General features: G+C 73.1%; 27 protein-coding genes. 8 read left to right on the forward strand and 19 right to left on the reverse strand.

What is annotated here, in order from left to right; all coding sequences use genetic code 11:
* Window positions 1-39 precede the first annotated feature (39 nt).
* From DEJ34_RS11395 to DEJ34_RS11415, 5 genes are all read right to left on the reverse strand, one after another.
* Complete coding sequence (locus DEJ34_RS11395; RefSeq protein WP_258368418.1) at window positions 40-1,602, reverse strand: AtzH-like domain-containing protein; 1,563 nt, start codon at window positions 1,600-1,602, stop codon at window positions 40-42.
* Window positions 1,599-2,669 carry an acetamidase/formamidase family protein gene (locus tag DEJ34_RS11400; protein ID WP_110911967.1) on the reverse strand — a complete coding sequence of 357 codons (1,071 nt, stop codon included), beginning with the start codon at window positions 2,667-2,669 and terminating at the stop codon, window positions 1,599-1,601. The genes DEJ34_RS11395 and DEJ34_RS11400 overlap by 4 nt, the downstream gene beginning before the upstream one ends.
* The gene (gene allB / locus DEJ34_RS11405; protein WP_110911968.1) at window positions 2,662-4,041 is read right to left on the reverse strand and encodes an allantoinase AllB; all 1,380 of its coding nucleotides are present in this window, start codon (window positions 4,039-4,041) and stop codon (window positions 2,662-2,664) included. The genes DEJ34_RS11400 and allB overlap by 8 nt, the downstream gene beginning before the upstream one ends.
* On the reverse strand, window positions 4,038-4,799 hold the full coding sequence (locus tag DEJ34_RS11410) for an aspartate/glutamate racemase family protein (RefSeq protein ID WP_110911969.1): 762 nt from the start codon (window positions 4,797-4,799) through the stop codon (window positions 4,038-4,040). The genes allB and DEJ34_RS11410 overlap by 4 nt, the downstream gene beginning before the upstream one ends.
* A gap of 137 nt (window positions 4,800-4,936) precedes the next feature.
* The gene (locus tag DEJ34_RS11415) at window positions 4,937-6,496 is read right to left on the reverse strand and encodes an NCS1 family nucleobase:cation symporter-1 (RefSeq protein ID WP_110911970.1); all 1,560 of its coding nucleotides are present in this window, start codon (window positions 6,494-6,496) and stop codon (window positions 4,937-4,939) included.
* A 198-nt stretch (window positions 6,497-6,694) separates the two neighbouring features.
* On the opposite strand from DEJ34_RS11415, the gene DEJ34_RS11420 reads away from it, so the two are divergent.
* On the forward strand, window positions 6,695-7,624 hold the full coding sequence (locus DEJ34_RS11420; protein WP_110824725.1) for an ABC transporter ATP-binding protein: 930 nt from the start codon (window positions 6,695-6,697) through the stop codon (window positions 7,622-7,624).
* Window positions 7,621-8,529, forward strand: a complete 909-nt coding sequence (locus DEJ34_RS11425) for an ABC transporter permease (protein WP_110824726.1) — start codon at window positions 7,621-7,623, stop codon at window positions 8,527-8,529. The genes DEJ34_RS11420 and DEJ34_RS11425 overlap by 4 nt, the downstream gene beginning before the upstream one ends.
* 110 nt (window positions 8,530-8,639) lie before the next feature.
* Here DEJ34_RS11425 and DEJ34_RS11430 read toward each other — a convergent pair whose 3' ends face one another.
* Window positions 8,640-8,858 carry a hypothetical protein gene (locus DEJ34_RS11430; RefSeq protein ID WP_110901609.1) on the reverse strand — a complete coding sequence of 73 codons (219 nt, stop codon included), beginning with the start codon at window positions 8,856-8,858 and terminating at the stop codon, window positions 8,640-8,642.
* A gap of 126 nt (window positions 8,859-8,984) precedes the next feature.
* Window positions 8,985-9,731: a FadR/GntR family transcriptional regulator gene (locus DEJ34_RS11435; protein ID WP_110890097.1), complete on the reverse strand. Its 747-nt coding sequence runs from the start codon at window positions 9,729-9,731 to the stop codon at window positions 8,985-8,987.
* Window positions 9,732-9,834: 103 nt separating this feature from the next.
* On the opposite strand from DEJ34_RS11435, the gene DEJ34_RS11440 reads away from it, so the two are divergent.
* The 3 genes from DEJ34_RS11440 (at window position 9,835) to DEJ34_RS11450 (ending at window position 13,270) form a co-directional block, all read left to right on the forward strand.
* Entirely contained in the window at window positions 9,835-10,749 is a 915-nt protein-coding gene (locus tag DEJ34_RS11440; protein WP_110901610.1) for a proline iminopeptidase-family hydrolase, read from the forward strand.
* Window positions 10,750-10,871: 122 nt separating this feature from the next.
* Entirely contained in the window at window positions 10,872-12,320 is a 1,449-nt protein-coding gene (locus tag DEJ34_RS11445) for an APC family permease (protein WP_258367384.1), read from the forward strand.
* The gene (locus DEJ34_RS11450) at window positions 12,317-13,270 is read left to right on the forward strand and encodes an acetamidase/formamidase family protein (protein ID WP_110911971.1); all 954 of its coding nucleotides are present in this window, start codon (window positions 12,317-12,319) and stop codon (window positions 13,268-13,270) included. The genes DEJ34_RS11445 and DEJ34_RS11450 overlap by 4 nt, the downstream gene beginning before the upstream one ends.
* 100 nt (window positions 13,271-13,370) lie before the next feature.
* On the opposite strand, the gene DEJ34_RS11455 is transcribed toward DEJ34_RS11450, so the two are convergent.
* Complete coding sequence (locus tag DEJ34_RS11455; RefSeq protein ID WP_110911972.1) at window positions 13,371-14,093, reverse strand: VIT1/CCC1 transporter family protein; 723 nt, start codon at window positions 14,091-14,093, stop codon at window positions 13,371-13,373.
* 164 nt (window positions 14,094-14,257) lie between these two features.
* Here DEJ34_RS11455 and DEJ34_RS11460 point away from each other — a divergent pair, with 164 nt between their 5' ends.
* Window positions 14,258-15,040 carry an SGNH/GDSL hydrolase family protein gene (locus DEJ34_RS11460; RefSeq protein WP_110911973.1) on the forward strand — a complete coding sequence of 261 codons (783 nt, stop codon included), beginning with the start codon at window positions 14,258-14,260 and terminating at the stop codon, window positions 15,038-15,040.
* Between the two features lie 39 nt (window positions 15,041-15,079).
* On the opposite strand, the gene DEJ34_RS11465 is transcribed toward DEJ34_RS11460, so the two are convergent.
* From DEJ34_RS11465 to DEJ34_RS11480, 4 genes are all read right to left on the reverse strand, one after another.
* Window positions 15,080-15,577, reverse strand: coding sequence for a GNAT family N-acetyltransferase (locus tag DEJ34_RS11465; RefSeq protein ID WP_110911974.1), 498 nt, complete (start codon window positions 15,575-15,577; stop codon window positions 15,080-15,082).
* Between the two features lie 68 nt (window positions 15,578-15,645).
* Window positions 15,646-16,998, reverse strand: coding sequence for an LLM class flavin-dependent oxidoreductase (locus DEJ34_RS11470; RefSeq protein WP_110911982.1), 1,353 nt, complete (start codon window positions 16,996-16,998; stop codon window positions 15,646-15,648).
* Between the two features lie 135 nt (window positions 16,999-17,133).
* Window positions 17,134-17,583, reverse strand: a complete 450-nt coding sequence (locus tag DEJ34_RS11475; RefSeq protein ID WP_146236956.1) for a hypothetical protein — start codon at window positions 17,581-17,583, stop codon at window positions 17,134-17,136.
* Window positions 17,584-17,671: 88 nt separating this feature from the next.
* The gene (locus tag DEJ34_RS11480; RefSeq protein ID WP_110890104.1) at window positions 17,672-18,040 is read right to left on the reverse strand and encodes a VOC family protein; all 369 of its coding nucleotides are present in this window, start codon (window positions 18,038-18,040) and stop codon (window positions 17,672-17,674) included.
* A gap of 62 nt (window positions 18,041-18,102) precedes the next feature.
* Between DEJ34_RS11480 and DEJ34_RS11485 the strand changes: the two genes are divergently transcribed.
* Window positions 18,103-18,570: a MarR family winged helix-turn-helix transcriptional regulator gene (locus DEJ34_RS11485; protein WP_110911976.1), complete on the forward strand. Its 468-nt coding sequence runs from the start codon at window positions 18,103-18,105 to the stop codon at window positions 18,568-18,570.
* Between the two features lie 33 nt (window positions 18,571-18,603).
* Here the strand turns inward: DEJ34_RS11485 and DEJ34_RS11490 are convergent, their stop codons facing one another.
* The 6 genes from DEJ34_RS11490 to DEJ34_RS11515 form a co-directional block, all read right to left on the reverse strand.
* Window positions 18,604-19,302 (reverse strand): alpha/beta fold hydrolase, encoded by a 699-nt coding sequence (locus DEJ34_RS11490; RefSeq protein WP_110901617.1) that lies wholly within the window; start codon window positions 19,300-19,302, stop codon window positions 18,604-18,606.
* 112 nt (window positions 19,303-19,414) lie between these two features.
* A complete protein-coding gene (gene sufU, locus DEJ34_RS11495) occupies window positions 19,415-19,864 on the reverse strand; it encodes a Fe-S cluster assembly sulfur transfer protein SufU (RefSeq protein ID WP_110824738.1) in 450 nt (149 codons plus the stop codon).
* Window positions 19,861-21,201, reverse strand: a complete 1,341-nt coding sequence (locus DEJ34_RS11500; RefSeq protein WP_110911977.1) for a SufS family cysteine desulfurase — start codon at window positions 21,199-21,201, stop codon at window positions 19,861-19,863. The genes sufU and DEJ34_RS11500 overlap by 4 nt, the downstream gene beginning before the upstream one ends.
* 94 nt (window positions 21,202-21,295) lie before the next feature.
* Complete coding sequence (locus tag DEJ34_RS11505) at window positions 21,296-21,508, reverse strand: Rv0909 family putative TA system antitoxin (protein ID WP_110911978.1); 213 nt, start codon at window positions 21,506-21,508, stop codon at window positions 21,296-21,298.
* A 190-nt stretch (window positions 21,509-21,698) separates the two neighbouring features.
* Complete coding sequence (locus DEJ34_RS11510) at window positions 21,699-22,982, reverse strand: chloride channel protein (protein WP_110911979.1); 1,284 nt, start codon at window positions 22,980-22,982, stop codon at window positions 21,699-21,701.
* A 234-nt stretch (window positions 22,983-23,216) separates the two neighbouring features.
* The gene (locus DEJ34_RS11515) at window positions 23,217-24,200 is read right to left on the reverse strand and encodes a magnesium and cobalt transport protein CorA (protein ID WP_258365918.1); all 984 of its coding nucleotides are present in this window, start codon (window positions 24,198-24,200) and stop codon (window positions 23,217-23,219) included.
* A gap of 73 nt (window positions 24,201-24,273) precedes the next feature.
* Here DEJ34_RS11515 and DEJ34_RS11520 point away from each other — a divergent pair, with 73 nt between their 5' ends.
* The gene (locus DEJ34_RS11520; protein WP_220032845.1) at window positions 24,274-25,092 is read left to right on the forward strand and encodes a TspO-related membrane protein; all 819 of its coding nucleotides are present in this window, start codon (window positions 24,274-24,276) and stop codon (window positions 25,090-25,092) included.
* 142 nt (window positions 25,093-25,234) lie between these two features.
* On the opposite strand, the gene ald is transcribed toward DEJ34_RS11520, so the two are convergent.
* On the reverse strand, window positions 25,235-26,332 hold the full coding sequence (gene ald, locus DEJ34_RS11525; RefSeq protein WP_110912039.1) for an alanine dehydrogenase: 1,098 nt from the start codon (window positions 26,330-26,332) through the stop codon (window positions 25,235-25,237).
* Between the last annotated feature and the right edge of the window lie 81 nt (window positions 26,333-26,413).

A 26,413-nucleotide genomic window follows, 5' to 3' on the forward strand; every position in this document is an offset into this window, starting at 1 on the left:
GTACCTTCCGTTCCTTGCACGATCCTATTGGAACGCTTGTTACAGCAGTGTTGCGACGGCCAGTCCGGCAGCACGGTCGACGAGCGCCAGGTCCGACCCGACCGGACCGACGAAGGAGACGCCCACCGGGGCTCCGTCGACGACCAGGAGCGGAGCGCTCACCGCCGGCAGGCCGCCGACGCCGGCGATCGCGGTCATCCGCAGGGTCGACCGCCGTGTGGCGAGGACCGCCGGGCCGTCGGCCGTCCGGAGCGGCGCGGGGCCGGGCACCGTCGGGAGGACCAGCGCGCCGTCGGCGACCACGGCCCGGACCGCGGAGCGCAGTCGCCCGAGCCCGTCCCGCGCAGCGGCCTCCTGTTCGGCGGTGATCCGGGCGGCCGCCGCGAACCGATCGGCGACGTCCGGGCCCAGGGCACCGGGGTGCGCGGCGACCCACGCCCCGTGGTTCCGGTGTGCTTCGGCACCCTGCACGATCCGCACCGTCTCGGCGAGGTCGTCGAGGTCCGGCAGGTCGACGACCGCGACGCCCGTCCCGGTCCGTGCCAGCCAGTCCTCGAACGCGCGTCTCGTGGCGGGGTCCGCCGCAGCGAGCAGGGCCTCGCAGACCAGCAGCGGCGTCGCGAGGCGCCGCACCGCGGGACCGACCGCCACCGTCGCGACCGCTCGGAGCGTGTCGGGCCGTCGTGTCAGCCACCCGACCGTGTCGAAGCTCTGCGCGAGTGGCACGACGCCGTCGCGCGACACGAGTCCGTGGGTCGTCCGCAGACCCCACAGCCCCTGGTACGAGGCGGGGACGCGGATGCTGCCGGCGGTGTCGGTGCCGAGTCCGACGTCCGCCTGCCCGAGCGCCACGGCCGTCGCGGGGCCGGAGGTCGAGCCACCGCTGATGCGCGCCGGATCGGCCCCGTTCGGCGGCGGGCCGGTGTGGGCGTTCCGCCCGGCGAGCGCGTAGGCGAACTCGTCCGTGCGGGCGATCCCGGTCACGTCGGCCCCGGCCTGCAGGAGCACCGAGACGGCCGGGGCGTGCTCCGTCTCGACGCGGGCTGCGGACTCCCACGTCGGGTTGCCGGCGCCGATCACGTGGCCGGCGACGGCGAAGAGGTCCTTGACGGCCACCCGGACCCCGGCGAGCGGACGGGCGTCGGACGCACCGGCGACCGCCTCAGCACCGGACGCGGCACCGGCACCGGCGCCGCGGACGAGCGGGTCCCCGACGGCCCGCCACACCGTCCGGTCGAAGGCGACCGCACGGCCCGTCACGTGCGCCGTCCGGATCCGCCACGCGCCCGCCGTGCGACGCCAGAGCTGCGTCTGCAGGCCGCGCCCGCCGTCCGTGAACCGCGACTCCCCCACGACGAGGACCTCGTCCGCGGCCAGTTCCTGCACGTCGACGCCGACGAGCGTGCGGCGGGCGACACCACCACGGGCGGACCGGAACGCGCTGATCCGGTCGTGCCCGCGGAGCAACCCGGCTCCGTCGCCGCGCAACGTGTCCGGCCCGGGCTCGAACAGCGCGTCCAGCACCGCGGTGTCGTCCCGCATGAGGGCGTCCTCGTAGGCACGGAACGCCGTCTCCAGTCCGTCCGGCCACGTCCCGGTCACCCGCACGTCGGTACCGCCTGGAAGTCGCTCTTCCGCACCGTCGCGTGCACACCGCACACGAGGTCGACGACCTGCGAGATCCGGAAGTCGGTCGCGGCGCTGAGGTAGGCGTACGCCAGGTGCTCCTCCACACCCCACCGCGCCCGGAGCAGCGTGATCGCGGCACGGACGCACCGGCGCACGGCGTCGTCCAGGTCGGCGTCCATGCCCGTCGGGACGAGGTACTCCGTGGTCTCCGCCAGGGGTCCGACCAGCGCGCCGAAGCGCGCGAGCGCCACGGCCCGCGGGACCACGTCGAGGCGCAGGGTCAGCCGGAGCGAGGCCTCCATCGCGGTGAGCGCGACCTCGCCGTCCCCCTGCGCGAAGTGCGGATCGCCGACGGAGACGCCGGCCCCGGGCACCTGCACGGGCAGGTGCAGTGTGGCGCCGGCGGTGAGCAGGGCGATGTCGACGTTCCCGCCGTGCGGCCCCGGTGGGACGGAGTGCGGCCGGACCTCGCTGTCGACGGTCACGCCGACGATGCCGGGGAACGGCCGGAGTGGGAAGGTGACCACCCGGGGCCCGCCCGTCACGACCGGCAACCGCCCGAAGTCGACGCCGTCACGGGTCACGACGTCCGCGAAGACCGAGACGGGCTCGTCCCCGCGCGGGAGTTCCCCCGGCAGCGCTCCGCGACCGTGCCGGTTGGAGATCACGCCGTACGGCACCCGCGGGACGGCGTCCAGCACCGTGACGGAGACGACGTCGCCGGGCTCGGCCCCCTGCACGGCGACCGGGCGGGACACCACGTGCGGACCGTCGGCCGCGTCGCGCTCCACGTGCCGTACGATGTCGACCGCGTCCGCCAGCACGTCCGCCGCGGCCACGCCGTGCCGCCCGAAGAACGTCACCGGGTCGGACCCCTGGTCGGGCAGCAGGCCTTCGTGGCTGACGGTGTCGATCGTCACGACGGTCCCGGGGGCGACGGTGCGGACCGGCTCGTCGTCCCGACTCGGCAGCCGTCCCCAGAGGACGTCGTCGGGCGTGGAGCCGAGGTGCACGTCGGCTGCGGCGAGCGTCTCAGGCACGGTCCACCAGCTGTCCGGCGACCGCGTCCACGGTCGTGACGTCGTCCGCGGTGGAGGTGATCCGCCTCCCCCGCAGCCAGGTCCCCGTGACCCGACCGCGTGCCGACAGCCCGTCGAAGGCGGAAACGGGGTTGCGGTGGGCGAGCCCGTCGGCCCGGACCGTGGACTCGGCGGCGGGGTCGAACACCGCGAAGTGCGCGAGGGCGCCCGGCGTGATCCGACCGCGGTCGGTGAAGCCGGCGAGCGCGGCCGGTCCGGTCGTGACCGCGGGCACGACCGCGTCGAGCGGCAGGCCACGGCGAGCGGCCTCGGTCCACACGGCACGGAAGCCGACCTGGAGCCCGGCGATGCCGCCCCACGCCAGACCCCAGTCGTCGACCTTGAGGTCGACGGTCGACGGGGAGTGGTCGGACACCACCATGTCGATCGTGCCGTCGAGGAGCCCCGCCCAGAGCGCGTCGCGGTTCGCGTCGTCACGGATCGGCGGGCAGCACTTGTACGCGGTGGCCCCGTCCGGGATCGACCCGGCCTCGAACGCCAGGTAGTGGGGGCAGGTCTCGACCGTGATGCGCACGCCGTCGTCCTTCGCCGCACGGATCATCGGGAGGGCGCCTGCGTCGGAGAGGTGCAGGACGTGCACCCGGGCGCCGGTCTCCCGTGCGCCGTCGATCACCCGGGCGATGGCCGAGCGTTCGGCCTGCGCGGGTCGGGTGGCGAGGAAGTCGCGGTACCGGCCGCCGAGCGCGTCGTGGTCGACGAGGTGCTCCGGGTCCTCGGCGTGCACGATGAGCAACGCGTCCAGGGCAGCGACCTCGCCGATCGCCTGCCGCAGCGCACCCGGGTCGAGGTGCGGGAACTCGTCCACACCGGACGGTGCCGTGAAGCACTTGAAGCCGAAGACCCCGGCGTCGTGCAGGTCGCCGAGGGAACCGGCGTTGCCCGGGACCGCGCCGCCCCAGAAGCCGACGTCGACCGCCACCCGGCCGGCCGCACTCGCCCGCTTGACGGCGAGGGCGGGCACGTCGACCGTCGCCGGGATCGAGTTCAGCGGCATGTCGATGATCGTCGTGACACCACCGAGTGCGGCCGCGCGCGTGGCGGAGGCGAAGCCCTCCCACTCGGTGCGGCCGGGCTCGTTGACGTGGACGTGGGTGTCGACGAGGCCCGGCAGCAGGACGTGCCCGTCCGGCACCGTCTCGTCACGCTGCCCGGTCACCGCGGCGTCGACCGGTCCGACGGACACGATCCGGCCGTCACGGACGACGACCGACGCGGGGCGGAAGGCACCGTCGATCCAGGCGCGCTGCGCGCGGAGCACGAGATCGGCGGGCGCCAGGCCCTCGTCCACCGTCACGGACCCGAGGCTCGTCATGCGCCCGCCCCCACCGTCACACGGGCGTCCGCGAGCGCGAAGGACGCGAGCGCCCCGGAGAACGGCTTCGGTGGCGGCGGGGCGTACTCGCCGTGCTTCCCGGTCGTCAGCCCGAGGCGGACGAGCGACTCGGCGAGCAGCGTCGTCGCGCTGACCCCGTCGACGACCGGGGCCCCGATCTCCTCGGACACGGAGGCGCAGAAGTCGGCCATGCCCGCGCAGCCGAGCACGATCGCGTCGGCGCCGTTCGCGATGACCTCGCGACACTCGGCGACGACCAGGTCCCGCGCGCCGGACGTCGGGTCCTCGAGCCGGAGCACGGGCACCTCGCACGCCCGCACCTCCGTCAGGAGCGCTGCAAACCCGTAGCGCTCGGCGAGTTCCCGTGCGCGCCCGGTCGTCCGCGCGAGCGTCGTGACGACCCCGAACCGCCGCCCGAGCAGCGCCGCCGTCCGGTAGGCGCCCTCGGCGATGCCGATCACCGGGCCGCTGGCGAGCTCCCGGGCCGCGTCGATGCCGGGGTCACCGAAGCACGCGACGACGGTGGCGTCGACCCCGTCCCGCTCGCCCGCGGCGATCTGCTCGAGGAGCCCCGGGACGGCGAGCGCTTCCTCGTAGTGGCTCTCGATCGAGGCCGGCCCCATCGAGGGCTGCACGGCTTCGACCACCGTGCCCGGGCCGGCGACGGCGGCCGCGGCCCTGCCGATCGCGGCGGTCATGGTCGCGGTGGTGTTCGGGTTGACGACACGGATGCGCATCGCAGGTCCTTCCGGTGGAGCTGGTAGTGCTGGGTGGTGACGATCCTCAACGGACCGGAGGCGGGCCTCCCGGCTGTCCACAGGGGCACCGGCTCAGAGGGCTGCGCCGGCGCCCCTGTGGACGAGAGGCCGCCCGGTCAGGCGCGGCCGGAGGCGGCGCCGTCGTCGACCGTCGGGTCGTCCGCGGCGAGGACGGGCATCCGCGGCGACCGGCGTTCCAGCGCCCAGAAGACGACGAGCCCGAGTCCGCAGCCGATGAACCAGCTGTAGGTGCTCAGCCAGGGCAGGACGCCGAGGGCCGGCGGGAGGACCGCGCTGCCGACCGAGACCGCCCCGGTGGTGACGAGCGTCCAGATCGCGTTCGGGTTGAAGCCCTTCCGGTACCAGTACCGCGCGGACGGGTCCATCGAGTACATGTCGTCGACCGCGACGCGCTGCTTCCCGACGATGTAGTACCCCGCGATGAGGATCCCGAACAGCGGACCGATCAGCGCACCGAGCACGCCCAGGGTGTACAGGATCGCCTGGTCGTTGCCGTACCAGTTCCACGGGGTGAGGAGCACCGACCCGACCGCCGCGATCATGCCGCCCGCCCGCCAGCTGATCCGGCGCGGGGACACGTTCGAGAAGTCGAAGGCGGGGCTGATGAAGTTCGCGACGATGTTGATGCCGACGGTGGCGATGACGAACGTCAGCCCGCCGAGCAGGATCGCGAAGGGGGCGTCGATCGCCTGGACGGTCGCGATCGGGTCGGTGATGAGCTCGCCGAAGACCGGCACGGTGGCACTCGCACAGAGCACGGTCAGGATCGAGAAGAACAGGAAGTTGACCGGCAGCCCGAGCAGGTTGCCGCGCTTCACGGCCGCGAACGACCGCCCGTACCGCGAGAAGTCGCCGAAGTTGAGCATCGGGCCGGAGAAGTAGCTGACGACCAGGGCGATCGCGGACAGCATCACCGGGATGCTCTCCCCGAAGGACATCGGCTCGCCGACCGAGAGCGTCAGCGAGATGTTGCCGATGCCGGCCCGTGCGACGAGGTACACCGCGAGGGCGATCATGACGACGTAGACCGCCGGCCCTGCCCAGTCGATGAACTTCCGGATCGCGTCCATGCCCATCCAGAACAGGGCTCCCTGAGCGACCCACAGGACGGCGTAGGAGATCCAGCCGAGCGCGTCGAGGCCCAGGAAGGACGGCTCGAGGAGGGCCGCGGCACCCGGGATGAACTTGAGGAACACGATGTTCAGCGACTGCGCCGCGAGGAACGTCTGCACGCCGTACCAGGCCATCGCGATGAGCCCGCGGATGATCGCCGGGACGTTCGCGCCGAGCACGCCGAACACCGCACGGTTGATCACCGGGTACGGGACGCCGGTGCGCTGGGAGGGCTTCGCGACGAGGTTCGCGAAGACCTGCACGACGAGGATGCCGACGACCAGGGCGACGAGCACCTGCCAGCTCGCGATGCCGAGCGCGAAGAGCGACCCCGCCGTGACGTAGCCGCCGACCGAGTGCACGTCGGACATCCAGAACGCGAACACGTTGTAGCTCGACCAGGTCTGCTTCCGCAGCGGTGCGAGGTCCTCGTTGGTGAGGGCCGGGTCGTACCCGGGCTTGATCACGCCGGCGCCCGCGGGGGCGGTCGACGTGACGGGGGCGTGGGGCGGTGCGACGGGTGCCGCGACTTCGGTTGCCATGACGTCCTCCGGAGTGGGAGAGGGTGAGGTCGGCGTCTGCCTGGGAAGGAAGCTACGGACCCCGGTCGCACCGCCCGTTTCCCCTGTGTGACGACCGTGTGACATGACACCTGCACCGGAACGATCGTTCCAGGAGGCGCCGATCTCCTCCTCGAGGGGGAGGCACCGGCCGGACGGGCTCCCCTAGCGTGGCCACCGATGATCGAAGTACAGCACCTCTCCAAGCGCTACGGCCCGAAGACCGCGGTCGACGACGTCTCGTTCGTCGTGCACCCCGGGATGGTGACCGGCTTCCTCGGCCCGAACGGCGCCGGCAAGTCGACCACCATGCGGATGATCATGGGGCTCGACCGCCCCACCTCCGGCAGCGCGACGGTCAACGGGCGGCCGTACCAGGACTTCCGCGACCCGCTCCGGCAGGTCGGGGCCCTGCTCGAGGCGAAGGCGGTGCACTCCGGGCGCAGCGCGCACAACCACCTGCTCGCGCTCGCGGCGACGCACGGCATCCCGAAGCAGCGCGTGCACGAGGTCATCGAGATGACCGGCCTCGAGTCGGTCGCCCGCAAGCGGGTCGGCGGGTTCTCGCTCGGCATGGGCCAGCGGCTCGGCATCGCGGCGGCACTGCTCGGTGACCCGCACACGCTGATCCTCGACGAGCCGGTGAACGGCCTCGACCCGGACGGGGTGCTCTGGGTCCGTCAGCTCGCTCGCCGTCTGGCGGCGGAGGGGCGCACGGTCTTCCTCTCCAGCCACCTCATGAGCGAGATGGCGCAGACCGCCGACCGCGTGGTCGTCCTCGGTCGCGGCAAGGTGCTCGCCGACGCCCCGATCGCGGAGTTCGTCGCCGGCGCCGGTGGTCCCGCCGGCGGCACGGCACTCGCCCGGGTCGTCGTCCGGACCCCGATGCCGGACCAGCTCTTCGCCGCGATCGGCCCGGCGGCCACCGTCACCCAGCGTGAGGACGGGTCGTTCCTCGTGGTCGGGCCGGACGCACCGACGGTCGGTGACATCGCCGCCCGCGCCGGTGTCGTCCTGCACGAACTCACCCCGACCGGCGCCAGCCTGGAGGAGGCCTACATGGCGCTCACCCGCGACGACGTCGAGTACCGATCGGAGGGCACGCGATGAGCGCGCCGCAGCAGACCGACCACCGCGGGACCGAGCAACACCGCCACCGCGGCAAGGCCTCCCTGGAGGGCAAGCGCCTCGGGTTCGCCCGACTGGTGCGCAGTGAGTGGATCAAGTTCTGGAGCATCCGGTCGACGTTCTGGTGCTTCGCCGTCATCGCCGTGCTGACGATCGGCCTGGCGACCCTCCTCGGCGCCCTGGCCGAGGCCGGCGCGACCACCACCACCGACGCGGCGAACGAGACCATCGTCGGGATGAACACGATCAGCGTGTACCTGTCCGCTCTCGTGGTCGGGGTGCTCGGCGTCCTCATCATCTCCGGCGAGTACACCACCGGGCAGATCCGGTCGACCTTCACCGCGGACCCCGGACGCCTCGGCGCCCTGCTCGCCAAGGCCACCGTGCTCGCCGTCTCGACGTTCCTCGTCAGCGTCGTCGCCACCTGGATCGGCGTCGCGATCTCGACCGCGCTGCAGGCGGGCAAGGGGGTCCACCCGGACCTCGCCGACCCCGCGGTCTTCATGCCGCTCCTCGGTGCGTCCGTGTACGTGACGCTCGTGGCACTGCTCGCGTTCGGCATCGGCCTGCTCGTCCGCTCGAGTGCCGGCGGCATCGCCATCACGCTCGGCATCCTGCTGGTGCTGCCGATCGTGCTCAGCCTGGTGTCCGTGCTCGCGGGCATCGACTGGCTCGGCACGGCCGCCGGGTACCTGCCCGACGCAGCCGGCGGGCAGCTGTACGCCTACGCGTCCGACGCACCCGCGGGCGCGACCGGAGCCCCGGCGACGGCGACGGCCGAGGGCGGTTCCGACCTGAACGGGTGGAGCGGTGCGGGGGTCCTCCTCGCCGAGGTGGTCGTGGTCAACGCCCTCGCGATGGTGGTCGCGCGACGCCGCGACGTCTGAGCACACCGGCACACCGGCACACCGGCCCACCGGTGACCGGTCGCTGCCGACGGGAGGCCCGTGGCGGGTCCGCCGCGGGCCTCCCGTCCGTCAGGCGACGACCGGAGGGGTCATCCCCCGACCCGGGGGTCCGAGCCACCGCGGGCGCGCAGCAGCCCGCCGACGACGAGGGTCACGAGCCCGCCGACGGCGACCAGCAGGGCGGCCAGGGCTGCCACGCCGGCGCCGATGTTCGCTCCCGTGCCCTCGGGCAACGGGATGCTGTTCCACCACAGCGCGAGCTGGTGCCCGACGAGCCCGATGACCGTCAGCACCACCCCGATGACCATCAGGCGATGCGACGACCCCGGGCCCCTCCGCGGTCGGGGCGATCGCTGGAGGCGCGGCGGCGGCAGGTGGGTCATGTGCTCATCATGCCCGTGTCGTGCCGGCGCCCGCGGACGCGGTCTTCGCCGTCACCGTGGTGCGGGATCCGCCGTCGGGACCTGCCCCGCGCGCAGCATCGCCTGTTCGAGCAGCTCCACGTCGATGCCGACATGCCGGCGTGCGACCTCGCCGGCCTCCGCCGCCCGCCCCGCACACACCGCCTCGACGAGGACCTCGTGGTCCCGCGTGGCACGTGCCTCCATGTCCGCCATGCCCTCCTCGGTCCCCCAGAGGTGTGCCGGTGCCGCGATCGAGATCTGCGCCTCGAGGGTCGCGAGGGTCGCGCGGAGGACGTCGTTGCGCGCCGCGTCGATGATGCTCCGGTGCAGGACGGCGTCCGCCTGCTGCTTCGCCGCGCCGCTCGAGGCCTGCCGGAAGGCGTCGAGCCGGTCCCGGAGCGCGGCCGCCTCCGCCGGGGTGATCCGCTCGGCTGCCGCCGCGGCCAGGGCCCCGTGCAGCAGGGCGATCGCGTCGGCGGTGTCCTGGATGCCGGCCCACCGGGCGAGCAGGGTCCGGCCGACCGACTCGGACGAGCTCGCCGGCCACTGCGTCCGGACGAACGTGCCGCCACCACGTCCGCGTCGGGTCTCGAGCAACCCGCGGTCGACCAGGCGGGCGAGGGCGCTCCGCACGGTGACACGCGCGACGCCGAGCAACGCCGCCAGTTCGCGTTCGGGCGGGAGTCGCGCCGCGGGCAGGTACTCCCCCACGGCGAGCGCGGTCACGAGCCGGTCCTCGACCTCGTCCACCCGCGTCTCCGTCGCGCGATCCGTCACGGCACCCCTCCCGACGGCCCTCCGTGGGCCGGCGCTGTTACGGCCACGTTAAACGAGCAGAAAAGGTCTTGCCTGGGACCTTTCGAAGGGCCATGCTCACCCCATGTCCCGCATCACCGAGAGCACGATGCCGTTCCTGGACGGCGAGACCTGGTACCGGATCACCGAGCCCGACCGTCCCGTCTCGGGGACGCTGCCCCTCGTCGTCCTGCACGGCGGCCCCGGCATGGCGCACGACTACCTGCGGAACCTCGAGGCGTTCGCCGACGAGACCGGCCGCACCGTCGTCCACTCTGACCAGTTCGGCTGCGGTCGGAGCAGCCACCGACCGGACGCCCCCGCCGACTTCTGGCAACCGCAGCTGTTCGTCGACGAGTACCGCGCGCTCGTCGCCCACCTCGGCCTCGGCGACCACCACGTGCTCGGGCAGTCGTGGGGCGGCATGCTCGGCGCCGAGATCGGTGTCCGCCGTCCGGGTGGCATCGCGAGCCTGTCGATCTGCAACTCCCCCGCGTCGATGCAGCTGTGGGTCGACGGTGCCGCGGAGCTCCGCAGCCGTCTGCCCGAGGACGTGCAGGACGCGCTCACCCGGCACGAGGCCGCCGGCACCACCGAGGACCCGGAGTACCTCGCCGCGACGCAGGTGTTCTACGAGCGCCACGTCTGCCGCGTCGTCCCGATGCCCGCCGACTTCGTCGCGTCCGAGGAGCAGATGGAAGCCGAGCCGACGGTTTACCACACCATGAACGGGCCCAACGAGTTCCACGTCATCGGGTCCCTGCGCGACTGGTCCGTCATCGACCGCCTGGACCAGGTCGACGTCCCGACCCTCGTCGTCGCCGGTGAGCACGACGAGGCCACCCCCGCCACCTGGCAGCCGTTCGTGGAGCGCATCCCCGGGGCCCGCCAGCACGTCTTCCCCGGCGCCAGCCACTGCACCCACCTGGAGCAGCCGGAGGAGTTCCGCCGCGTCATCGGTGCGTTCCTCGCCGAGCACGACGCCCACCCCACCGACTGACACCGCCGGCACCACCCCGGCCGGCCGTGCGCCGGACAGGAGGCCCGTCACCGACCCGTGCCGCGCCTCCCGTCCGGACACCCACCCCTTGCACCGTCCCTCCTCCCCGAAACGGAACCGACATGTCGCAGCAGCACAGCGAGCTCTCCGCACAGCAACAGCTCGAGGCCTACGGCTACAAGCAGGAGCTCGACCGCTCCGTCTCCACCACCGACCTGCTCGTGTACGGGCTCGTCTTCATGGTGCCGATCGCCCCGTGGGCGATCTTCGGCACCGTCTACAACGCGTCGAGCGGCATGGTGCCGCTCGTCTACATCGTCGGCCTCGTCGCGATGATCTTCACGGCCCTGGCCTACGCGCAGATGGCGAAGTCGATCCCCCTCGCCGGCAGCGTGTTCTCGTACGTCGGCCGCGGCATCCACCCCGCCGCCGGCTTCTTCGCCGGGTGGGCGATCCTGCTCGACTACCTGCTCGTCCCCACGCTGCTCTACGTCTTCGCCGCGGAGAGCATGGTCGGCATCTTCCCCGGCACCCCGCGGTGGCTGTGGGCGCTCGTCTTCGTGGCGATCAACACCGTCATCAACCTGGCCGGGGTGTCGTCGCTCAAGCTGGCGAACCGGATCTTCCTGCTCATCGAGCTCGTCTTCGTGGTGGTCTTCGTCGTGATCGCGATCGTCGCCCTGACCGGCGGCACCGTGCCGGGAGCGTCCTTCAGCACCGACCAGGTGTTCGACCCGGCGAAGGTGTCGGCACCGCTGATCGCGTCGGCACTGTCGATCGCGGTCCTGAGCTTCCTCGGCTTCGACGGCATCTCCACCCTGTCGGAGGAGTCGACCGGCCGCCGTGGTGGTGCCGGGCTGGCGATGATCCTGGCGCTCGTCATCGTCGCGTTCCTGTTCGTCGTGCAGACCTGGCTCGCGAGCGCACTGGCCGCCGGTCGGGACTCGTTCTCGGACAGCGAGGCCGGGAACGCGTTCTTCACCGTCGTCGAGCAGGCCTCGTCGAGCGGGTGGGCGACGGCCTTCTTCGCCGTCAACGTCCTGGCCGTGGGCATCGCGAACGCCATGGCCGCGCAGGCCGCGACGAGCCGCCTGCTCTTCTCGATGAGCCGCGACCGGCAGCTGCCCGCGTTCCTGCACAAGCTCAACGGCCGTCGGGTCCCGCAGAACGCGATCCTGGTCGTCTCGGTGCTCTCCGCGATCCTCGTGCTGTTCTTCGTCGGACAGATCGACACGATCTCGTCACTGGTGAACTTCGGCGCGCTGTTCGGCTTCATGCTCCTGCACGTGTCGGTGTTCGTGCACCACGTCGTGAAGGGGAAGTCGCGCAACTGGCTGCTGCACCTCGTCGTGCCGCTCATCGGGTTCCTCATCATCGGGTACGTGCTGCTCAACGCGGCCGTCGAGGCGAAGGTCGGCGGCGTCATCTGGCTCGTCGTCGGCGCCGGCGTGTTCCTGTACTACCGGGCGACCGGGCGCTCCACCGAGGTCGGTTCGGAGGAGCCGGGCACGCTGGGTGAGGGTGACCGCACCGCCGCCACCACCCTGACGAAGGACGAGGACCACCGATGACCGCGGACCACCACCTCCCGAACACGCTCGGCCGCCCCGGCTACGCGGCCGACCGCGAGCCCGTGCTGACCATCGCGCCCGGCACCGGCGAGACGATCGGGTTCGAGACGACCGACGCCGTGTACGCCGAGCTGGACGACCACCACGACATGGCGCAGCTGCAGGCCCCGATCAACCCGGTCACCGGCCCGGTCTACGTCGAGGGTGCGGAGCCGGGTGACACCCTCGCCGTGACGATCCACGACATCGAGCTCACCACCCACGGCTGGTCGGTCTCGCTGCCGGGCTCGGGCGCCCTGCAACACGTCATGGGCGACCGCGTCTTCACCCGACGCTGCCCGATCGAGGACGGCGTCGTGCACGTCACCGACCGGCACGCGTTCCCGGTCCGCCCGATGATCGGCTGCATCGGCACCGCCCCGGCCACGGGCGAGAACTCGACGATCATGCCCGCGTACGCCGAGGGCGGGAACATGGACGTCACCGAGGCCCGCCCCGGTTCGACGGTGTACCTGCCGGTCCGGGTGCCCGGCGCCCTGCTGTCGATCGGCGACATCCACGCCATCATGGCCGAGGGCGAGTCCTCCTTCGTCGCCATCGAGGCGCAGGGCACCGCCGTCGTGTCCGTCGACCTCGTCAAGGGCGGACCCGAACTGCGTGCCCCGCGCATCGAGACCGCCGACGAGTGGCTGTTCGTCGGTCTCGGCGAGCCCGTGCAGGAGAGCATCCGCCGCGGGTACGAGGACGCGTACGCGTTCCTGGTCGACGAGCACGGCTGGTCCGGGGACGACGCCTACGCGGTGCTCAGCGCCGTGGGCGACTCGAAGCTCGGTGGGCCGACGGGCTCCGGTGCGCCGGACCCGCTGCACCCGTTCGACGCGGTCGGTGCGGTGACGCTGCACCGGGTGCCGAAGGCGGTGCTGGAGTCGGCCGAGGCGCCGACGTCGTAGCCACTGGCCGGGCCGGTGGCCCGTCCCGGTTCCGCGATCCGCGCATCTCGCGCCGCGAGATGCGCGAATTGCGGAACCGCGGGGACGGGGCCCGGTCGCGTCAGAACGCGTGTGCTCCGAGGAGCGTCCCCGCGGCGTAGGTCGCGGCGAGCGCGAGCGCCCCGCCGAACACCACGCGGACGGTGGCGCGGCCGCGGCGAGCACCACCGAGTGCGGCGCCGGTCGTCCCGGTCACGGCGAGTGCGACGAGCACGGCGACCACCGTGACCGCGATCTGGATCGACGTCGGGGCGAGGAGCATCGCGAGGAAGGGCAGCGCCGCGCCCGCGGTGAAGGTCGCGGCCGAGACCCAGGCCGCGCGCCACGGGCTGACGACCTCCTCCTCGGCGTCGCGGAGTGCGGCGGCGGCGCGGCGGTTCCGGACCTCGGGTCGGACGAGTTCGGCGGCGACGGATTCCGCGACGTCGTCCGTGACCCCGAGCGCGCGGTAGTGGTCGGCGATGGTGACCGCGTCCTCGGACTCGGCCTCGAGCTGGGCCTGGTGGGCGGCCTGGCCGGTGCGCTGGGCGTCGCGGGCTCCGCTCACCGACACGTACTCGCCGAGCGCCATCGACACGGCGCCGCCGACGAGTGCTGCCGTGCCCGCGGCGAGGACGGGGCCGGTCGCGGCACCGGCACCGGCGACCCCGACCAGGACGGCGGCGACGGACACGATGCCGTCGTTCGCGCCGAGGAGACCGGCGCGCAACCAGTTGAGGCGGGCGGCGCTCGTGGCGTCGTCGTGCTCGGTGCCGGGGAGCGCGAGGTCAGCTGCGGTCGACATGGGGAGAGCCAAGCACCTGCGCGGAGATCGCACCAGCAAGGGAAGGCTCCCCTGACCGGGGCGTTCCCCACCGAGGACGACCGGTCCGCACCGGCCGCGCAGCGGGAGGAGCACGATGGACCCGACCGCACGCTCCGCCGCCACCGGCTGCCCAGAGGAGGACCATGTCCACCGTCCCCGCCCGCACCGACCCCGTCCGCTACGTCGCCATCGGCGACAGCTTCTCCGAGGGCGTCGGCGACGACGGGGACGTCCCCTTCCCCGGGTGGGCCGGACGACTGGCCTCCGGGCTCGCCGACCACCTGTCGGGCCCGGTCTCGTACGCGAACCTCGCGATCCGCGGTCGCCTGCTCGCCGGGGTCCTGGACGAGCAGCTCGACGCCGCGCTCGCCCTCGACCCGGCGCCGACGCTCGTCACGTTCTGCGGCGGCGGGAACGACATGCTCCGTCCGGGCTACGACGTGGACGTGCTGCTCGGCCGACTTTCGACCGCGGCGGACGCGGTCGCCGCCCGCGGGATCCGGCTGGCGCTCCTCAGCCCGGCCGATCCAAGCGCCCGATTGCCGCTCGGCAAGCTCATCAACGCCCGCGGGGACGCCTGGGCGGAGGCCCTGACCGGTTTCGCGCGGGAGCGGGGCCTGCCCTACGTCGACGTGTCCCGCGACCCACACCTGCGGCGCGCTGAGTTCTGGTCCGAGGACCGGCTGCACATGAACCCGCTCGGACACCAGCGGGTCGCCGACCTGGCCCTCCACGAGATCGCGGGTGGACCGACCGTGACGGTGCCGGTCGTCCCGGACGCGGCGCGCACGTCGGTCACCGAGGAACTCCGGTACTACCGGGACCACGTCGTGCCGTGGGTCCGGCGGCGCGTGACCGGCCGGTCCTCCGGTGACGGGCGGGTCGCGTCCCACGGCGACTGGACCCCCGTGCCGCCGAGCGGCTGACGACGCTGATCCGGGCGGGGTGCGGCCCCGCAGCCGCGGTCAGACCACGAACGTCCGGGTCGGGCGGCCGCTGAGAGCGTGCGGGAACGACTCGCCGACCGGGCGGAACCCGGCGCTGCGGTAGAGGCGCACGGCCGGCGCGTTGTCCTCGAGCGCGTGCAGCATGCAGTGCTCGTACCCGGCGTCCCGGGCAGCGTCGACGGCCGCGACGAGGAGCGCTCGACCGAGCCCGCTCCCCTGCGCGGCCGGGTCGACCGCGAGCAGGCTGAGGTAGGCGGCGTCCGCGGGTCCCACTCCCCCTCCGGTGCCCGGCGCGGTGACGAGTGCGAAGCCGCGGACGCCGTCGTCGGAGTCCCCGGGCGCGACCACGAGGGCGACCCGCTCGGCGGCCAACTTCGCGGCGGCTCGCGCCCGGACCGCCGGGTCCCGGGGACGACCGTCGCGCGCGGCGACGGCGGCGGCCCACAGGTCGATGCACGCGGTGTCCGTCCCGGCCTCCGCCGTCGCGACCCGCACGGCTGCAGAGGACTCGATCACCGGACCACCCTACGACCGGGCTCCTGCGTGCGCGGGACGCCAGGGCACGGCGTCACGAGGACCACCCGTCACGCGGTCGCCGGCACCCGTACCCGGAACGACGCCCCGCGGTGTTCGTCCGGCAACCGGTCGCCCCGTCCGAGCAGCTTGTGCCGCAGGGAGCCCTCCTCGTACCCGTCCGGGTAGGCGTTGCGCGCGCGGAGTTCGGGGACGACGAACTCGATGACGTCCTGCCACGTGCCCGGCGTCACCGCGTACGCCAGGTTGAAGCCGTCGACGTCGGTCTGCTCCTGGATGTCGATGAGCCGCTGCGCGATCGTCGCCCCACTGCCGACCTCGACCGGACCGAGTCCGCCGATCGCCGTCTGCCGGGCGATGTCCCGGACCGTCCACGTCGTCCCGTCCTCACCGGTCGCGGCGGACAGGTTCGCGGCGGCCGACTGGATCGCGTTCGACTCGATGTTGCCGAGCGGCTCGTCCAGGTCGTACTGCGACAGGTCGACGCCCATCCACCCGGAGTTCAGCACGAGCGCTCCCGCCTCGGATGCGTACGACAGGTAGTCGCGGTACTTCGCCTGCGCGGCATCGTCGGTCTCGTCCGTGATGACGGTGAGCAGCGTGTACACCCTGGCGGCGTACCGGTCGCGACCAGCGGCCTCCAGGGCGTCGCGGATCTTCCCCACCGTCGCGGCGAGCTGCGGCAGGGTCGGCGCCCCGACGAACACGGCCTCGGCGTTCTCGGCGGCGAAGCGGATGCCGCGCGGCGAGGCGCCCGCCTGGTAGATGACGGGCGAGCGCTGCACGGACGGCTCGGACAGGTGGATGCCCGGCACGTCGAAGTGCGCACCGTGGTGCTCGATTGGGTGCACCTTCGCGGGGTCGGTGAAGACACCGGTCTCGCGGTCCTCGACCACGGCGTCGTCCTCCCACGAGCCCTCCCACAGCTTGTAGAGGACCTCGAGGTACTCGTCGGCGACGTCGTAGCGGTCGTCGTGGCTGAGCTGGTCCGTCTGGCCCATGTTGCGGGCGGCGCTCGGCAGGTACCCGGTGACGACGTTCCAGCCGACGCGGCCCTTCGTCAGGTGGTCGAGCGTGGACATGCGTCGGGCGAACGGGTACGGGTGCTCGTAGGCGGTGCCCGCGGTGATGCCGAAGCCCAGGTGCTCGGTGACGGCGGCCATCGCGGACACGAGGAGGATCGGGTCGTTCACCGGTACCTGCGACCCGGTGCGGAGCGCGGCCTCGTTCGTCCCGCCGTAGACGTCGTAGGTCCCGAGGACGTCGGCGATGAAGATGCCGTCGAACGCCCCGCCTTCGAGGATCTTCGCCAGGTCCGTCCAGTACGACAGGTCGTTGTAGTGCCGGGATCGGTCGCGCGGGTGGCGCCACAGCCCGGAGGACTGGTGCGCGACGCAGTTCATGTCGAACGCGTTGAAGCGGATCTGCCGGGGCTCGCGGTTCGTGGTCACGACGCGACCGTACGTCGGCCGTCCCCGCCGCGTCACGGAGGATGACGCCGCATGACACGGGCATCCGGGTGCGGGACGTGCCGGTGGTCAGCGGGGCGCCCGGACCGTGACCTCCGCCGTCGACGGGCCGCCGCACTGCTCGGAGCCGCCGTACCGGATCCACCGCGTGCGAACCGTCTCCGTCAGGAGCGGCCGGTCGGCGGCGTCCCGCAGCTCGACGACCGACCGGTCCGGCGTGCCCATCAGCACGGGGAGCCGCCAGACGGCTCCGGCGGCGGTCGACGTCGGCGACGGGGCCGGCGCGACCTCGGGAGGCAGGACGGGCGGGTCGCTCGGCGCGGGCGGCGTGCATCCGGTCCCGGTGCAGACGGCGACGTCACGGACCGCGTCGACCGACCCGTCCGGTCCGCTGACCGTGACCACCACGGTGTTCGTCCACCCGATCGCCGGACAGGCCGTGGGCACGATGCCACACGCCGCTGTCGTCAGCACCGACAGCGCAGCCCCGGTCGCTGCCCACACCCGTCGCCCCCGCATGCCCCCATCGTCGGCCCTGAGGAGCGGTGGTGGGGACACGATGTGGTCACGACCACCGGTCGGGGACGACCGGCGGTCCGCGCGACGCTCAGGCGCGGTCGTGGAGGGTGACGTGGTAACCGTCGGGGTCGGCGAAGGTGAACGTCCGGCCGAACGGGCCGTCGATCGGTGCCGCGACGATCCGGTGCCCGTCGGCCTCGAGGGCGTCGTGGACCGCCTGGACGTCGGTCGCATGCAACCAGAGGGCGACGCCGAGTCCCGGCTGGTCGACCGACGCGAGGTCGGTCCCGGGGAGGACGTCGCGCAGCGCGAACGCGATCGGCGTCGTGGTGAACACGACGGCGTGCGGTGGCCCGGCGGGCGAACGCTCGAGCCCGAGGTACCGCTCGTAGAACGCCTGCGAGGCATCGAGGTCGCGGACCTGCAGGGAGAGGAAGTCGGGGCCGGTGGCGGGCATGGGGTGCTCCTTCTGGTCATGTCAGTTGTCTGACACCAAGCAGCGTATGTCAGACTTCTGACATGAGTCAACAGGACGGCGTCGACCTCCCGACCTCGATCGGGTACCTGCTCAAGGAGACCGCGACGGCGCTCCGGACCGCGATGGAGGCCGTGCTCCGCCCGCTCGGCATGACCGTGACGCACTACTCCTGCCTGGAACTCCTGGCGCAGCGTCCGGGGTCGTCGAACTCCGAGCTCGCCCGCGGCACCTTCGTGACCCGGCAGTCGATGAACGTCCTACTGCAGACCCTCGAGCGCGACGGCGTCGTCGAGCGCCCGCCCGGGGCCCGCTCGGGCCGGGTCATGCCGGCGCAACTCACCGACCGCGGACGCCGGGACCTCGCCGCCGCGACGGCCGCCGTCCACTCCGTGGAGGACCGGATGCTCGCCGACCTCGACGAGGACGACCGCGCCGCGGCGAGGCGGCTGCTGCGGAGCATGGTGCGCGCACTGCGCAGCGACGCGGCCGACAGCGCCAGCGCTGGCTGACCGTGACTCGTCGCGGCGTGAACCGGCGCGACGTCACCCGTGATGCGACAGGAAGTCGCGAACGACCCGCGCGGCGTCGGGATGGTCCTGCGGTCGGTGGCCGTGTCCGACGAGGGTCACGTGACGGGCGTCGGCGATCCGGGAGGCGATCGTCTCGTACTCGTCGTTCCATCCTCCTGTGATGACCAGTGTCGGTACGCCGGGACGCTCCGGGGTGTCCAGCGTCCACGGTCCCGGCAGCCGACGTTGCCGCTCCGCCGCGAGGAGGGCATCGGCGTCCCTCGGTGGTGCGGGGCTCCGACCGGTGAGTGCCGCGGTGAACGCGACGGCGAACTGCGCAGGCGCGAGCAGGCTCGCCTGGTCGAGGACCGGCTGCACACGTCGGACGTGCTCCTCGACCGATGCGTGCCCCCGTGCCAGCGCGTAGGCGCCAGGCTCGAACAGCACGAGCACGCTGACGAGGTCCGGACGACGCGCAGCGGCGCGCATGGCGACCGGTCCGCCGAAGGAGTGGGCGACGACCGCACTGCCGGTGCCGCACGCACGGAGGAGCCGCCGCTCCCACCGGTCCTGCTCGAACCACACCGGTGGACCGGCGTCGTACCCCGGCATCGCCGCGAAGCGAGCGCCGGGCAGTGTCCCCACCGAGGACCAGGCCCGACTCGGACTCCGGTTCGACGCGTGCAGGAACACGAGCTCGCGCCCGGTCCGCTCGTGCCCCTCTTCCGCCATGCGGTGCAGGCTACGGGAAGCAGGACGCCGGACGGGAGGAACGGCACCCGCTGGCACCGCGCCTCCCGTCCGGTGGACCGCCGCCGAGGGCCGCGCCCGCCCCGCGCCCGTGTCAGCCCGCCGCGACCGCCTGCTGCGCCGCCGCCTCGGCGGCGACCCACGCGAGCATGCCGCACTTGACCCGCATGACGAACTTCGAGACGCCCTGGAAGGCGACGAGGTCCTCGAGCACGTCCTCGTCCGGCTCGCCGACGCCCCGGGAGCGCATCATCGTGCGGAACGCCTCGGTCAGGGTCAGGAGTTCCGGGACGGTCCGGCCGACGGCCATGTCGGTGAGGACCGAGGCCGACGCCATCGAGATCGAGCAGCCGTCCCCCTGCCAGGCGACGGCGGCGATCCGGTCGGTCCCGGGCTCGAGTCGGAGCCGCACGGTGATCTCGTCACCGCACGTCGGGTTCCGCTCGAAGTGCTCGGCGTCCGCATCCGGCATCGGACCGTCGCCCCGACGGGCTCTCGCGTGGTCGAGGATCACCTGCTGGTAGAGCCCGTCCAGGCCGGTCACGCGGGCTCCTCCGCACCGAAGTAGCCGCGGATCCCGCCGACCGCGGTCACGAAGCGGTCGACGTCCTCCTCGGTCGTGTACACGTACGTGCTCGCGCGGCTCGTGGCCGTGAGCCCCAGTCGACGGTGGAGCGGCTGCGCGCAGTGGTGGCCGGAGCGCACCGCGATTCCCTGCGCGTCGAGGTACTGGGACACGTCGTGCGCGTGCACGCCGTCGACGACGAAGGACGCGAGTCCACTGCGCGGGACACCGGCAGCGGGTCCGACGACGGAGACGCCGGGGACGGTGGCGAGGCCGGTGAGCATCCGCTGCGCCAGGTGCTCCTCGTGCGCCTGCACCCGGTCCATCCCGATGCGCTCGAGGTAGCGGACGGCCTCGGCGAGCGCGACGGCCTGCGAGACCGGCTGCGTGCCGGCCTCGAACCGCTCGGGCGCCGGCATGAAGTCGGTGTGCTCCATCGTCACCGTGGTGATCATCGAGCCGCCGGTGCGGAACGGCGGCAGTGCGTCGAGCAGGTCCTGCCGACCCCAGAGCACGCCGATCCCGTTCGGGCCGAGCATCTTGTGCCCGGAGAACGCGGCGAAGTCGATGTCGAGGGCGCGGACGTCGAGCGGCCGGTGCGGCGCGGACTGGCAGGCGTCGAGCACGACGAGCGCCCCGACGGCGTGGGCCGCCGCCACGAACTCGGCGACGGGGGCGATCATCCCGGTGACGTTCGACACGTGGGCGAACGCGACGATCCGGGTGTGTTCGGTGACGAGCGCGACGGCGTCCTCGGCGCTCCAGCACCCGGTGTCGTCGACCGGCACCCAGCGCAGCGTCGCACCGGTGGCGGCGGCGAGCTCCTGCCAGGGCACGAGGTTCGCGTGGTGCTCGGCCTCGGTGACCAGGACCTCGTCCCCGGGGCCGATGCGGAAGCGGTCCGCCCGGGATCCGTCCGTCTCCGGGCCGCCGCGGCCGGCGCTGGCGTTGCGGATACCGTAGGCGACGAGGTTGAGCGCGTCGGTGGCGTTGGCCGTCCAGACGACCTCGGACGGGCTCGCGGCTCCGATGAAGCGCGCGACGGTCGCACGGGCGTCCTCGTAGGCGTCGGTGCTCAGCGCGGCGAGGGTGTGGGCACCGCGGTGCACGGCCGCGTTGTCCTGCTCGAGGAAGCGCCGTTCGGCGTCGAGGACCTGCACGGGCCGCTCGGCCGTCGCCCCGGAGTCGAGGTAGGCCAGCGGCTGCCCGTTCACCTCCTGCTGGAGGATCGGGAAGTCCGCCCGGATGCGGAGGACCTCGTCCTCGGTGAGCGGTTCGACGGAGTCGTCCGTCGGCGCTGGTGCAACGATCGTCACGGTGCTGGCCCTCCTGTGCGTCTCCGGGAGACAACCCGTCAATGGTGGTCGTTCTTCCCGGCAGCGTCCAGTCGGGCCGGCACCGCGCGGGGTGCTACTCGTTCCCGACGCGCTTGTCGGCCTGCTCGCGGGCGGCGTCGATCTTGTCGTCGTACTTGCCGCCGGTGGCCTTCTTCACGGCGTCGGCGACGCCCTCGAACACCTTGTCGCTGACGCCCTCGGCCTTCTCGCTCTTCAGCGCGTCCTGCACCTTGCCGTCCTGCAGCAGCGCCTGGGCCTTCTTCGTGATGTCGTCGAACCCTGCCATGACCGGCTCCTCGTCTCTCGGGCGGGACCTCGTGCCCCGCGTCCTGGCGCCGATGCTAACCAGCCTGCGTCCACCTGGTCCGGGCCGTTCATCGGATGCCCAGCACCGGACCGGTCGACGGTGCCGCGGGGCGGCGCGGCGCGGCGCGGCGCGGCGCGGCGCGGCGCGGCGCGGCGCGGCTCGGCTCGGCTCAGGCCATCTGCGCACTGCGCCGACGGGCCAGGACGTAGCCGACGGCGACGGCTCCGCTCACCGCCAGCAGCGAGGGGATGAGGATGTCGGTGCCCTCCTGCGTGAACTCGACGACGAGCACGAGGGCCGTGAACGGCGCGCGCATGGTGGTGGCCAGGAACGCGGCCGCCCCGACGAACGCGAAGGCCGCCAGGCTGCCGCCGTCGGTCGGCCAGAGCAGCATCCAGGCGGCCCCGAGGAAGCCGCCGAGCGCCGATCCGACCGCGATCGAGGGGGTCAGCGTGCCCCCCACGGCGCCGGCGCCGATCGTCGCCGCGGTCGTCACGGTCTTCAGCAGTCCGAGGACGAGGAGCGCGAGCAGGGGCGCCATGCCGAGCAGCGTCGGCCCGTCGAGGTCGGCGTTCATCGCGGCGAGTCCGAGCGCGCGGCCGTTCCCCATCACCTCCGGGAAGGGGATCGCGACGAGGCCGACGAGTGCGAACACGACCGGCAGCACGACGAGCAGCTTCCACCCGGTCGGGGCGATCGCCTGCAGCCGGTTCGTGGTCCGCACGAACCCGACCCCGGCGAGCCCGAGCAGCGGCCCGACGACGACCGCCCAGACGAGCAGCGAGGGCGAGAGGTGCATCGCCGGCACGTGGTAGAGCACCTCGTCCGGGATCACGAGCCGGGCGACGAACGCGGCGACGGCACTCGTGACGAACGCGGGCAGGGCCGTCGCCAGGGTGAGCTCGCCGAGCAGCACCTCGACCGCGAACAGCGCACCCCCGAGCGGCACGTCGTAGACCGCTGCGAGCCCGGCGGCAGCACCACAGGCCACCAGGACCTTCGTCTCCCGCGGCGTCAACCCGGCGCGGACGGTGAGCAGCTGCGCGGCCCACGCACCGAGTTCGCGCGGTGCGACCTCCTTGCCGATCGAGGCACCGAGACCCACCGCGAGGATCTGCACGCCCGCGTTGCCGACGGTCACCAGGGAGGGCATCCGCCTGCCCGCGACGGCGGCCGGGACACCGACGACCGGACGTCCCCAGCGCCGGATCGCCCACCACGCGACGGCCGTCAGGATGCCGGCGGCCAGGACCGCGAGGAACCGGTTCAGCGCCGACGGTGCGTCCGCCGCCTCCCGGTGCCCGCCGAAGGCGTAGCCGAAGGCGACGAACTGGATGAGCTGGAGCGCGAGCCACACGGCGATCCCGGCGGCCCCGCCGGCGACGCCGACGAGCCCCGTGACCACGGCGAGCTTGAGCGCCCAGGCCGGAGCGGCGAGACCGTTGTGTGGCATGTCGGCAAGCGTAGCGGGCGTGCGTCGGCGCGCGTCGGCGCGCTCGTCCGCCGGGTCGGCGCGCTCGTCAGTGGGTCGGCCGGGAGGCCCGACGCGACGTCCCGGGTCCGGCACCGGTCCGGAGGCGGTGATCCGGGCCTCCCGGCCGGGCTGCGACGTCAGACCGCGGTGACGCGGTCGGGCACGACGGCGGGGAGCGACGACACCGGTCCGAGCGGGTGGGCGGTCGGGTCCTCAGAACCAGCGCTTGACCTTGAACACCGCGTAGAGGACCGCGGCGAACAGGACCATCAGCACGATCGACAGCGGGTACCCCCACGTCCAGGACAGCTCCGGCATGTGCTCGAAGTTCATCCCGTAGACCGCGGCGATGAGCGTCGGGGCGAACAGGATCGCCGCCCAGCCGGAGATCCGCTTCGTGTCGTCGTTCTGCTTCTGCGCCGCCAGGGTCGAGTCGACCGTCAGCGCGTTCTGCAGGAGCTGCCGGAAGGTGTCCAGCCGCTCCACGACCCGGATGACGTGGTCCAGGACGTCCCGGAACCGGCGCTGGAGCTCGACGGGCAGGTGGTACTTCTCGGCGCCGCGGTGCAGGTCCTCGATCATCCGGATGAGCGGACGGGCGGCACGCTGGAAGTCGACGACCTCGCCGAAGAGCTCGTAGACGCGGCGGGAGACGCCGGCCTCGCCCGAGAAGAGCTGCCCCTCGATCTGGTTGATGTCCTCCTCGAGCCCGTCGATGACCGGCCGGTAGTCGTCGACGATCGAGTCCATCAGGGCCCAGAGCTGCGCCTGGGGCCCCGCGGTGACCAGCCCGGGCTTGCCGCTCATCCGCTGCAGGGCGCGCGGGACCGCTCGTCCGCCCCGCGGGTCTGCCTGCACCACCGCGAGGAAGAAGTCCTCGCCGACGAAGGCGTGGACCTCGCCGAACTCGACCTCCTCGGCCGCGTCCCGGTACACCGCGGGCTTGAGCACCGCGAAGAGCGTCGAGCCGTACCGCTCGAGCTTCGGTCGCTGGTGTCCCTCGGCGGAGTCCTCCACCGCGAGCTCGTGCAGGCCGAGGGCGACCGCGACGTCACCGAGTTCCTCGGCGTCCGGCCGGTCGAGCACGATGCAGGCCGAGGCGCCGTGCTCGGCGATCATCGTGAAGCTCTCGTCGAGCGAGGGACTCGTCGTCGGGGCGATCCGGTCCACGTACACGGTGTTCAGCTCGACGGTCACGGCACCACCGTACGCACCCTGGGCAGCGGCTGCGTGATCGCGGACGGGGCGGCGTAGCGTCCTGGTCATCAGCATGCTGACGAAAGGGAGCACGATGCGCTGGATGCGGAAGGTCATGATCGCCGTGAGCACGGTGGTCGCCGTGGTGGGTTCGTTCATCGGGTCCGGGGCCGCGGGCGGCACCCCGATCGCCGAGGCGGCCGACGGCGCGCTCTCGGCATCGTCCACGGCGATCGCCCCCGGTGGGCCCGCATTCGGCATCTGGAGCGTCATCTACGTGGGGCTCGTCGCCTTCGCCGTCTGGCAGTTCCTCCCCCGTCGGGACGACCAGGCCCGGCACGACCGCCTCGCCGTGCCCGCGACCCTGTCCCTGCTCCTCAACGCGGCGTGGATCCTGTCCGTGCAGTTCGGCTTCCTCTGGCTGAGCGAGCCGATCATCCTCGCCCTGCTCGGCGTCCTGGCGTGGGCGTTCGTGGTTCTCCGGCGCACCAGGCCGTCCGGCCGTGTCGAGGCGGTCGTCACGGACGGCACGTTCGGGCTGTACCTCGGATGGGTCTGCGTGGCGACGGCGGCCAACACGGCCGCGGTCCTGACGGCTGCGGGGTTCCGGGGCCTCGGCCTCGGCCAGGACGTGTGGGGTGTGGCGGTCGCAGCGGTCGCGGGCCTCGTCGGGGTGGTCGTCGGGCTGACCGGCCGAGGCCGAATCGCCCCGGCCCTGTCGCTCGGCTGGGGTCTCGCATGGGTCGCGATCGCGCGGCTCGACGGGCCGCTCGTCTCGGTACCCACCGCCGTCGCCGCACTGGTCGCCGTCGCCGCGGTGTTCGTGGTGACCGTCGTCGCGCGGGCCCGTGCAGGCTGGACCGCAGGTGCGGGCGCGCTCCACACCGCCTGAGCGCGCTGGCGCAGCGCCGGACCACTGCGCGGAACCGACAGATCGACGCGGACCTTCCGCGTCGATCTGTCGGTTCCGCGTCCATGACCGGCCGGGTCGGGCCGGGGCGGGTCGGGCCGGGGCGGGTCGGGCCGGGGCGGGTTCAGCGCCGCGCGACCGCCATGCCGTGCGCGGCGGCGACGGCCTCGTTCGTCACGCGGCCGTCGTGCACGTTGAGCCCGGCGGCGAGTGCCGGGTCGGACTCCAGCGCACGCTCCCACCCCTGGTCCGCGATCGCCACGGCGTACGGGAGCGTCGCGTTCGTCAGCGCGATGGTGCTCGTCCGCGGGACCGCGCCCGGCATGTTCGCCACGCAGTAGTAGACGGCGTCGTGCACGGCGAACGTCGGGTCGTCGTGAGTGGTCGGCCGCGACCCCTCGAAGCACCCGCCCTGGTCGATCGCGATGTCGACGAGGACGGACCCGGCGCGCATGTCGGCGACCATCGCGTCCGTCACGAGCTTCGGAGCCGACGCCCCGGGGATGAGGACGGACCCGATCACCAGGTCCGCCTCGGCGACGGCGTGCGCGATCGCGAGCGGGCTCGACCGGAGGGTCGTCACCCGGCCGTCGAACCGCGCGTCGAGGGCTCGGAGGCGCGGCAGGCTGATGTCGAAGACCGTCACCTCGGCACCCATCCCGAGCGCGATCGTCGCGGCGTGCTCGCCCGCGACACCACCGCCGATCACCACGACCCGCCCCTTCGGCGTGCCGGGGACACCCCCGAGGAGGAGCCCGCGGCCGCCGTTCGCACGCATGAGGTGGTGGGCGCCGACCTGGGCGGACAACCGTCCGGCGATCTCCGACATCGGCGACAGGAGCGGCAGCGACCGGTCGGGGAGCTGCACGGTCTCGTACGCGATCGCGGTGGTGCCCGACTCGACCAGCGCCGCGGTCAGCGGGCGGTCAGCGGCGAGGTGCAGGTACGTGAAGAGGACCTGACCCGCACGCAGGAGCGGGTACTCGGCGGCCACGGGCTCCTTGACCTTGAGCACCATCTCGGCGTCCCAGGCCGACCCGGCATCCGGCACGACCACCGCGCCGGCGGCGGCGTACTCGTCGTCGGAGAACGCCGAACCCGTCCCGGCACCGGACTGCACGAGCACCTCGTGCCCGTGCATCGTCAGCTCGGCGACGCCGGCCGGGGTCGCGGCGACGCGGAACTCGTTGTTCTTGGTCTCGGTGGGGACGCCGATGCGCATGACGGACTCCTTCGTGGGCAGGTGCTCGGACACCGCCCATCCAGCCGCACGTTCCCCGCGAGCGCTCGCGCACCGAAGGAT

The sequence above is a fragment of the Curtobacterium sp. MCPF17_050 genome (genome assembly GCF_003224435.2).
Taxonomy (GTDB): domain Bacteria; phylum Actinomycetota; class Actinomycetes; order Actinomycetales; family Microbacteriaceae; genus Curtobacterium.

Excerpts from the sequence above, each read along its gene's own strand:
- DEJ34_RS11450 (WP_110911971.1), top strand. The coding sequence starts at position 12,317 with ATGACCGCGGACCACCACCTCCCGAACACGCTCGGCCGCCCCGGCTAC.
- DEJ34_RS11415 (WP_110911970.1), bottom strand. The coding sequence starts at position 6,496 with ATGGCAACCGAAGTCGCGGCACCCGTCGCACCGCCCCACGCCCCCGTC.
- DEJ34_RS11470 (WP_110911982.1), bottom strand. The coding sequence starts at position 16,998 with ATGAACTGCGTCGCGCACCAGTCCTCCGGGCTGTGGCGCCACCCGCGC.
- ald (WP_110912039.1), bottom strand. The coding sequence starts at position 26,332 with ATGCGCATCGGCGTCCCCACCGAGACCAAGAACAACGAGTTCCGCGTC.
- DEJ34_RS11445 (WP_258367384.1), top strand. The coding sequence starts at position 10,872 with ATGTCGCAGCAGCACAGCGAGCTCTCCGCACAGCAACAGCTCGAGGCC.
- DEJ34_RS11510 (WP_110911979.1), bottom strand. The coding sequence starts at position 22,982 with ATGCCACACAACGGTCTCGCCGCTCCGGCCTGGGCGCTCAAGCTCGCC.
- DEJ34_RS11485 (WP_110911976.1), top strand. The coding sequence starts at position 18,103 with ATGAGTCAACAGGACGGCGTCGACCTCCCGACCTCGATCGGGTACCTG.
- DEJ34_RS11420 (WP_110824725.1), top strand. The coding sequence starts at position 6,695 with ATGATCGAAGTACAGCACCTCTCCAAGCGCTACGGCCCGAAGACCGCG.
- DEJ34_RS11505 (WP_110911978.1), bottom strand. The coding sequence starts at position 21,508 with ATGGCAGGGTTCGACGACATCACGAAGAAGGCCCAGGCGCTGCTGCAG.
- allB (WP_110911968.1), bottom strand. The coding sequence starts at position 4,041 with ATGACGAGCCTCGGGTCCGTGACGGTGGACGAGGGCCTGGCGCCCGCC.
- DEJ34_RS11460 (WP_110911973.1), top strand. The coding sequence starts at position 14,258 with ATGTCCACCGTCCCCGCCCGCACCGACCCCGTCCGCTACGTCGCCATC.
- DEJ34_RS11480 (WP_110890104.1), bottom strand. The coding sequence starts at position 18,040 with ATGCCCGCCACCGGCCCCGACTTCCTCTCCCTGCAGGTCCGCGACCTC.
- DEJ34_RS11410 (WP_110911969.1), bottom strand. The coding sequence starts at position 4,799 with ATGCGCATCCGTGTCGTCAACCCGAACACCACCGCGACCATGACCGCC.
- DEJ34_RS11430 (WP_110901609.1), bottom strand. The coding sequence starts at position 8,858 with ATGGTCATCGGGGTGGTGCTGACGGTCATCGGGCTCGTCGGGCACCAG.
- DEJ34_RS11490 (WP_110901617.1), bottom strand. The coding sequence starts at position 19,302 with ATGGCGGAAGAGGGGCACGAGCGGACCGGGCGCGAGCTCGTGTTCCTG.
- DEJ34_RS11475 (WP_146236956.1), bottom strand. The coding sequence starts at position 17,583 with ATGCGGGGGCGACGGGTGTGGGCAGCGACCGGGGCTGCGCTGTCGGTG.
- DEJ34_RS11520 (WP_220032845.1), top strand. The coding sequence starts at position 24,274 with ATGCTGACGAAAGGGAGCACGATGCGCTGGATGCGGAAGGTCATGATC.
- DEJ34_RS11425 (WP_110824726.1), top strand. The coding sequence starts at position 7,621 with ATGAGCGCGCCGCAGCAGACCGACCACCGCGGGACCGAGCAACACCGC.
- DEJ34_RS11440 (WP_110901610.1), top strand. The coding sequence starts at position 9,835 with ATGTCCCGCATCACCGAGAGCACGATGCCGTTCCTGGACGGCGAGACC.
- DEJ34_RS11455 (WP_110911972.1), bottom strand. The coding sequence starts at position 14,093 with ATGTCGACCGCAGCTGACCTCGCGCTCCCCGGCACCGAGCACGACGAC.